This is a genomic window from Microbacterium sp. P2_F9 (genome assembly GCF_056403635.1).
On the sequence record NZ_JBFUFC010000023.1, the window covers coordinates 25,766 to 31,879 of the forward strand.

Consider the following 6,114-nt stretch of genomic DNA (forward strand, 5'->3'; position numbering starts at 1 on the left):
GGCTCCCCGATCCTGGGGGCAGCGGTCCAGCCCCTGCTCCCAGGTGCGGCTCGTAGAATGACACCCATCATGACTTCTGCGTCCTCGTCCCCGACGATCATCGCGCCATCGAGCGCGGCGCTCGCTTCGGATGGCCACGCCCGCACCTACGAGGTGCGCACGTTCGGCTGCCAGATGAACGTGCACGACTCCGAGCGGCTCTCCGGTTCGCTCGAGAGCGCCGGCTACGTTCCTGCAGGCGCAGGGCAGGATGCCGACGTCATCGTCATCAACACCTGCGCGGTCCGCGATAACGCGGCCGGCAAGCTGTACGGCACCCTCGGTTACCTGAAGTCGCGCAAGGACAAGCACGACGGCATGCAGATCGCCGTCGGCGGCTGCCTCGCGCAGATGGACAAGCAGACGGTGCTGCAGAAGGCGCCCTGGGTCGACGTGGTGTTCGGCACGCACAACATGGGCTCGCTCCCGGCACTCCTGGAGCGCGCACGGCACAACGGGGAGGCGGAGCTCGAGATCCTCGAGTCCCTCGAGGTCTTCCCGAGCACACTCCCGACCAAGCGCGACGCCCTGCACAGCGGCTGGGTGTCGATCTCGGTCGGCTGCAACAACACCTGCACCTTCTGCATCGTGCCGAGCCTGCGTGGCAAAGAGAAGGACCGCCGGCCCGGCGACATCCTGAACGAGATCCGCCTGCTCGTCGACGACGGCGCCATCGAGGTCACCCTGCTGGGCCAGAACGTGAACTCCTACGGCGTCGAGTTCGGCGACCGCCAGGCGTTCGGCAAGCTGCTGCGCGCCGCCGGCGAGATCGACGGGCTCGAGCGCATCCGCTTCACGAGCCCGCACCCCGCCGCGTTCACCGACGACGTGATCGATGCGATGGCCGAGACGCCTGCGGTCATGCCGCAGCTGCACATGCCGCTGCAATCGGGCAGCGACCGCATCCTCAAGGCGATGCGCCGGTCGTACCGCAGCGACAAGTTCCTCGGCATCCTCGATCGCGTCCGGGCCAAGATGCCGCACGCCGCCATCTCGACGGACATCATCGTSGGCTTCCCCGGCGAGACCGAGGAAGACTTCGAAGACACCCTGCGCGTGGTGGAGCAGGCACGCTTCGCGAGCGCTTTCACGTTCCAGTACTCGATCCGCGAGGGCACACCGGCCGCGACCATGCCCGACCAGGTGCCCAAGCACATCGTGCAGCAGCGCTACGAACGGCTYGCCGCGCTGCAGGACCGCATCTCGCTGGAAGAGAACCAGAAGCAGGTGGGGCGCGAGCTTCAGGTGCTGGTCTCGACCGGAGAAGGCAAGAAGGACGCCGCCACCCACCGGCTGACCGGTCGTGCGGAAGACAATCGTCTCGTCCACTTCGAGCTGCCCGCCGGTTCGGCGGTGCCGCGACCGGGCGATGTCGTGACGGTCACCGTCACCCATGCGGCGCCGTTCCACCTCCTCGCCGACCTGCCGGACGGCGATGCCCTCCGCATCCGTCGCACCACCGCGGGCGACGCCTGGGACCGCGCGCAGGCGGAATCCTGCGCGATCCCCTCAGCGGCGAGCGACCCAGGCGCACCGCGCGCGATCTCGCTCGGTCTGCCCACCCTCCGCATGGGCGTGTGAGCGCGCCGGGCTCGTCCGCGCCTCGCCTGTGGGCGGTCGTCGGGGCCACCGGCACCGGCAAGTCGGCACTGTCGCTCGATCTCGCTCAGGCGCTTGTGGCGCGCGGGCGATCCGCCGAGGTCGTCAACGCCGATGCCATGCAGCTGTACCGGGGCATGGATATCGGCACAGCGAAGCTTCCGATCTCCGAGCGGCGCGGCATCCCGCATCACCTCCTCGATGTCCTCGACGTCACCGAGGACGCCGCCGTCGCGTGGTACCAGGAGGCCGCACGCGAGGCGATCCGGCAGATCCTCGGTGCCTGCGCCGATGCGATCCTGGTCGGCGGCTCCGGCCTTTACGTCTCGAGCGTGCTGTTCGACTTCCGCTTCCCGCCGCGCGACGCCGACGTGCGTGCCCGTCTCGAGAAGGAGCTCGACCGGCTCGGGCCCGGCGCGCTGTTCGCCCGGCTCCGCGACGTCGACCCGGTCACCGCAGAGCGCGTCGACCCCCGCAACGGGCGACGGATCGTGCGCGCGCTCGAGGTGCTCGAGCAGGGCGCTGCGACCCATGGTGCCGCGTTGCCGGAAGCGCCCGTCCTCTGGCACGCCGATACCGTCATCGTCGGGGTTGCGGTCCCGCGTGAGGAGCTGGTGCCGCGCTTGGATGTGCGCGTCGAGGCGATGTGGCGGGACGGTCTGCTCGACGAGGTCGCGCGGTTGCGCGAGCGAGGGCTCGAAGCGGGCGTGACCGCACGACGGGCGATCGGCTACGCCCAGGCCCTCGCGCAGCTGACCGGCGAACTCAGCGAGGCCGAGGCCATCGGCCTGACCCAGCAGCTCACCCGGCGCTACGCCAGACGGCAGGTGTCGTGGTTCAAGCGATATGCCGGAGTGCAGTGGGTGGAGCCCGGCCATCGGGTCGACGACCTGCTCGCCCATCGCTGACGTTCTCGCGAGCGGAGGTCGTGGCATCCTATTGGCTGTACTGCACCGGTCCCGATCGAGGGAGGCACGCCATGGCGACGACTGAAGACATCGTCCGCCGCTACTTCGCGATCGTGGCGAACCTGGACTCGTCCGTCGACGAATTTCGGAGCATCGTCGCCGTGGATGCGACTTTCACCGAGCTTCCCAATCCGATCTCGCCGACCGGTCATGTCCGGACCCTCGAAGAGACCGTCGCAGGATTCGCGGCCGGCAAGGGCCGGCTCGAGGCGCAATCCATCGACCTCCACGAGGTCCTGGTCGCCGGTGACCGCGCCGCCGTGCGCTCGACCTGGCGCGGGACGATCGGCGGCACCGAGATCGTCGCGCATATGGGCGGTTTTCTCACGGTGCGGGATGGGCGCATCGCGGCGCACGAGACCTACGACTGCTACGAGCCGTTCTCGCTCTGAACAACCGCGGCATCCGTAGAATCGGAGCATGCCGCAGACCATCCCTTTCACGAAAGGTCATGGCACGGGCAACGACTTCGTCATCGTCGCCGACCCTGACGGAGCACTCGACCTCAGCGACGATCAGATCGCGGTCCTGTGCGACAGACGCTTCGGCATCGGCGGCGACGGCGTGCTGCGGGTGGTCCGCTCCACCGCGATCGACGAAGGAGCTTCCGCCGCGGCAGCCGGCGCCGAGTGGTTCATGGACTACCGGAACGCCGACGGCTCCAAGGCGGAGATGTGCGGCAACGGCATCCGCGTCTACCTGCACTATCTGCTCGAGGCGGGTCTTCTGCAGCTCGCTGAGGGCGGCTCGGTGCTGATCGGCACCCGGAACGGTCCGCTTCCCCTGTCGCGCAGCGCGCTGGGGTACGAGGTGGATCTCGGGCGGTTCCGGATCGAGAGCGGCGAGATGCTCGTGCGCGCCCGCGGAAACGCGGTGCCCCGACCAGGGCTGGGGATCGACGTCGGCAACCCGCATGTCGTCGTCGCGCTCCCGTCCATCGAAGAGCTCGACGCGCTCGATCTCGGAGGACGCCCCCAGCTGCACCCTGAGCCGGCCAAGGGCGCCAACGTCGAGTTCGTCGTTCCCGCGGATCCGCTCGTCCACGAGGGTGTGGGCGCGATCCGGATGCGCGTCTTCGAGCGCGGCGTGGGCGAGACGCTCAGCTGCGGAACGGGCGTCGCCGCCTCGGCTCTCGCGGTCCGGCACTGGGCCGGACGTGCTGCCCCCGATCGCTGGACCGTCGAGGTGCCGGGCGGAACGCTCGGTGTCCGGATCGTCGAGGTCGCCGGTGACCCGCACGTGTTCCTGTCGGGTCCTGCCACCCTGGTGTTCTCCGGCGAGGTGGCACTCGCCTGAAGACGGGCCTGTCTACGGCAGCGTCAGCGGCTCCGTCGGGGGAGAACCGTGGCGCCGCACCTTGAGCACGCGGAATCCGCGGCCGGTGGCCGCCCGGTGCACGCTGAATCCGTCGGCGAACGTCGCAGCGAGCCACCGCTGCAGCGAATCCGACCCGAGGTTGCGCTGCACGACGAGCCAGGCATCCGATCGCTCGTCCAGACGCGGGATCCACTGCTCGAGCAGACCATGCAGCTCGTTCTTGCCCACCCGGATCGGCGGGTTCGAGCGGATGGTGCGGAAGGTCACGTCGGCGGGAACATCCTCGGGCAGGACGGCGTTGATGTTCTCGACGCCGAGGGAGGCCGCATTGCGGCGCACGAGGTCGAGTGCTCGCTCATTGACGTCGACCGCCCAGACGGTCGCGTGTGGGGCCTCGAGCGCGAGCGACAGCGCGATCGGTCCCCAGCCCGACCCGAGGTCGAGCAGATGCCCTCCTGGTGGGGGCGGGGGAGTGTTGGCGAGCAGCACTGCAGTGCCGGAGTCGACATGATCCGGACTGAAAACGCCGCCCGCCGTCGTCAGATCGAGGTCGTGGCCGGCCAGTCGCACACGAATCCGCCGAAGGTTCTCGGCACTGGCTGGCGACGCGCTGAAGTAATGGTCGCTCCCCATGGCTGTCGAGCGTAGCGGAGGACCTCCCGAACCGGGGAGGCTAGAGTTTACGATGCTTCATCTTGCATCACGAAGGAACCCATGACGGACACCACCACACCTGCCGGCACCGACGAGACGCCGGTCGACCCGGTGGATCGCGTACTGGCCCGCGCCGAGGCGCACTCGGGTGTGCGGGTCTTCGGCGCGGCCCAGGCGCTTCAGGACGAGACGACCGTTTCGCGCGGCGACACCGACGGCGAGCAGTGGGATCGCGAAGAGCGCGCCGCCCTGCGCCGCGTCCCCGGGCTGTCGACTGAGCTCGAAGACGTCACCGAGGTCGAGTACCGGCAGCTGCGTCTCGAGAACGTCGTCCTCGTGGGTGTGCACCCGCAGGGGTCGCAGGAGGATGCCGAGAACTCGCTGCGCGAGCTCTCCGCCCTCGCCGAGACCGCCGGCGCGGTCGTGCTGGACGCCATCCTGCAGCGCCGTCCGCATCCCGACCCCGCGACGTACATCGGCCGCGGCAAGGCCGCAGAGCTGCGCGACATCGTCGCCGCGGTCGGTGCGGACACCGTCATCGCCGACACCGAGCTCGCCCCCAGCCAGCGTCGCGCGCTCGAGGATGTCGTCAAGGTCAAGGTCATCGACCGCACGACCGTGATCCTCGACATCTTCAGCCAGCACGCGAAGAGCCGGGAGGGCAAGGCGCAGGTCGAGCTCGCCCAGCTCGAGTACCTCCTTCCGCGCCTGCGCGGCTGGGGTGACTCGATGAGCCGGCAGGCCGGTGGTCAGGTCGGTGCCGGCGGGGCGGGCATGGGCTCGCGTGGACCCGGTGAGACCAAGATCGAACTCGATCGCCGCCGCATCCGCACGAAGATGGCGCAGCTGCGCCGTCAGATCCGCGACTTCGCACCGGCCCGCGATGCCAAGCGATCCGAGCGCAAGCGCAACACGATCCCCTCGGTGGCGATCGCGGGCTACACGAACGCCGGCAAGTCGAGCCTGCTCAACCGCCTGACGAGCGCGGGCGTGCTGGTCGAGAATGCCCTGTTCGCGACGCTGGATGCCACGGTCCGCCGCTCCGAGACGACCGACGGCCGCGTCTACACGCTGACCGACACCGTCGGGTTCGTACGCAATCTGCCGCACCAGCTGGTGGAGGCGTTCCGCTCGACACTCGAAGAGGTCGGCGACGCCGACGTCATCGTGCACGTCGTCGACGCCTCGCATCCTGATCCGGCCGCGCAGCTGAAGACGGTCCGCGACGTCATCGGGGATGTCGGCGCCCGTGACACCCGCGAACTCGTCGTCTTCAACAAGGCCGACCTGGTCGACGACGACACCCGGATGCTGCTGCGCGGCCTCGAGCCGCACGCGCTGTTCGTCTCCTCTCGCACGGGCGAGGGCGTGGACGCGCTGCGCGCGGCTGTCGAGGCGGCTCTGCCGCTGCCGGCGGTCGAGGTGAAGGCGCTCGTGCCCTACGGCCGCGGCGACCTCGTCTCCGCCGCGCACGAGACCGGCTACATCGTGACGCAGTCCCATGAAGCTGAGGGCACCGCGCTCCACGCGTTCGTGT

General features: G+C 69.4%; 6 protein-coding genes. 5 read left to right on the forward strand and 1 reads right to left on the reverse strand.

The annotated features are described in order from the left end of the window. The first annotated feature begins 69 nt into the window (after positions 1-69). From miaB to dapF, 4 genes are all read left to right on the forward strand, one after another. Positions 70-1,620 (forward strand): tRNA (N6-isopentenyl adenosine(37)-C2)-methylthiotransferase MiaB, encoded by a 1,551-nt coding sequence (gene miaB / locus AC1DVT_RS04225; RefSeq protein ID WP_477386782.1) that lies wholly within the window; start codon positions 70-72, stop codon positions 1,618-1,620. Then, a complete protein-coding gene (miaA, locus tag AC1DVT_RS04230) occupies positions 1,617-2,546 on the forward strand; it encodes a tRNA (adenosine(37)-N6)-dimethylallyltransferase MiaA (protein ID WP_477386784.1) in 930 nt (309 codons plus the stop codon). Before miaB ends, miaA begins: the two co-directional genes overlap by 4 nt. 71 nt (positions 2,547-2,617) lie before the next feature. Next, positions 2,618-2,998 (forward strand): nuclear transport factor 2 family protein, encoded by a 381-nt coding sequence (locus AC1DVT_RS04235; protein ID WP_477386786.1) that lies wholly within the window; start codon positions 2,618-2,620, stop codon positions 2,996-2,998. Positions 2,999-3,026: 28 nt separating this feature from the next. Continuing rightward, on the forward strand, positions 3,027-3,902 hold the full coding sequence (gene dapF / locus AC1DVT_RS04240; protein ID WP_457100505.1) for a diaminopimelate epimerase: 876 nt from the start codon (positions 3,027-3,029) through the stop codon (positions 3,900-3,902). Between the two features lie 12 nt (positions 3,903-3,914). Here the strand turns inward: dapF and AC1DVT_RS04245 are convergent, their stop codons facing one another. Then, the gene (locus AC1DVT_RS04245; protein ID WP_477386788.1) at positions 3,915-4,556 is read right to left on the reverse strand and encodes a class I SAM-dependent methyltransferase; all 642 of its coding nucleotides are present in this window, start codon (positions 4,554-4,556) and stop codon (positions 3,915-3,917) included. An 81-nt stretch (positions 4,557-4,637) separates the two neighbouring features. Here AC1DVT_RS04245 and hflX point away from each other — a divergent pair. Further along, positions 4,638-6,114: GTPase HflX (gene hflX, locus AC1DVT_RS04250; protein WP_477386790.1), on the forward strand; the 1,477-nt coding region annotated here is incomplete at its 3' end.

Excerpts from the sequence above, each read along its gene's own strand:
- AC1DVT_RS04235 (WP_477386786.1), top strand. The coding sequence starts at position 2,618 with ATGGCGACGACTGAAGACATCGTCCGCCGCTACTTCGCGATCGTGGCG.
- dapF (WP_457100505.1), top strand. The coding sequence starts at position 3,027 with ATGCCGCAGACCATCCCTTTCACGAAAGGTCATGGCACGGGCAACGAC.
- AC1DVT_RS04245 (WP_477386788.1), bottom strand. The coding sequence starts at position 4,556 with ATGGGGAGCGACCATTACTTCAGCGCGTCGCCAGCCAGTGCCGAGAAC.